Source organism: Microbacterium sp. Kw_RZR3 (assembly GCF_029222405.1).
In the GTDB taxonomy this organism is placed as follows: domain Bacteria; phylum Actinomycetota; class Actinomycetes; order Actinomycetales; family Microbacteriaceae; genus Microbacterium.
Genome location: NZ_JARHXC010000065.1, coordinates 1 through 1,431 on the forward strand (window position 1 = coordinate 1; position 1,431 = coordinate 1,431).

The following is a 1,431-nucleotide window of genomic DNA, read 5'->3' on the forward strand; positions in this document are numbered from 1 at the left end:
CAGGGGCGGGCGTCGGACCGCACGCGGCGTTGCTGGCCTCGGCGCGGGCGAGGGCGGCGGCGAGAGCGGGGGTCATACGTCGTCTCCTTCGGACTTCTGGCGCGGAAGGGGTCTCGCGGCGGCGAGTGTCCAAGAAACGCCGTTTGCGGCCCCCTCGATACGGCGTGTCTTGGACACTCGATCCTGGCGCCGACCACGCGGGGCCCTCATGCCGCACTCCCGTCTGCGTCGTTACCGGATGCCACGGCCTCGGGCTCCACCGACGGCACGCCCGCGAAGTCCGCCTCGCGGATCCGCGCGTGCACGCCCGAGACGATGTCGACGACCTGCGAGATGTCGAAGTCGGTTGCCGCGCTGAGGTAGGCGTAGGCGAGGTGCTCGTCCATTCCCCACCGCCCGTTCAGCAGGGAGAGCGAGGCACGCACGCACGCGCGCATCGCCTCGTCGAGGTCGACGTGCATCCCGGTGGGCACGAGGTACTCGGGCGTCCGGACCAGCGGACCCGTGACCTCGCCGAACGCCGCGCGAGCGGCATCCGCGGGGATCACCTCGAAGCGGAGCGTGGCGCGCAGCGAGGCCTCGAGAGCGGTGAGCGCCACCTCGCCGTCGCCCTGCGCGAAGTGCGGATCGCCGACGTACGCGAGCGCGCCCTCGACCTGGACGGGGAGGAACAGGGTGGTGCCCTCGACGAGCAGGTTGATGTCGATGTTGCCGCCGTGGGTTCCCGGGGGCACCGAGTGCGGCCGTTCGTGGCCCGTGACCGCGACACCCATCGTGCCGAGGAACGGCGCGAGAGGAAACGCCACGACCGGGTCACCGCCCTCGACGATCGGAAGGGTTCCGTGCAGGATGCCAGCCCGCTCGGCGACCGCGGCGAACACGCTGACGTTGTGCTCGCCGCGCGGCAGCTCGCCCACGAGCGCCCCCTTGCCGTGGCGGTTCGAGATCACGCCGTACGGAACCCGCGGCACGAGGGTCTCGACCGTGATCTTGAGCAGGTCGCCCGGGTGAGCTCCGGCCACGTGCACCGGACCGACGACCACGTGGGGTCCGTCGGCGACGGGGTCACGGAGAACGGATGCCGCGATCTCGACCGCATCGTCGAGCACCTGCTCACGCGGCACGCCGTGGGCCGCGAAGTACGCGCCAGGGTCTTTGCCCTGATCGTCGAGGATTCCCTCGTGGCTGACGGTGTCGAAGGTCACGGTCTCGCCGGAAGCAATCTCGAGCACGGCGGCGTCGGTGGCGCAGGGAAGGCGACCCCAGAGGACGGTGGTCGGGGTCGCGGCGAGGTAGTGGTCGCCGGGGATCGGACCGGTGTGGGGCTGCAGGATCGGAAGGGACGCGGGGCGGCCAGGGTGGCTGAACTCGTCGAAGCCACCCCCCGAGCCGGTGCGACCGGTCCCTTCGACAGGCTCAGGGACCTCGGGT

Annotated in this window: 1 protein-coding gene; it reads right to left on the reverse strand. The window is 71.5% G+C overall.

Annotation, left to right across the window (positions count from 1 at the left end; all coding sequences use genetic code 11):
- Window positions 1-206 precede the first annotated feature (206 nt).
- On the reverse strand, window positions 207-1,334 hold the full coding sequence (locus P2P98_RS03500; protein ID WP_275797272.1) for an acetamidase/formamidase family protein: 1,128 nt from the start codon (window positions 1,332-1,334) through the stop codon (window positions 207-209).
- Window positions 1,335-1,431: the final 97 nt, after the last annotated feature.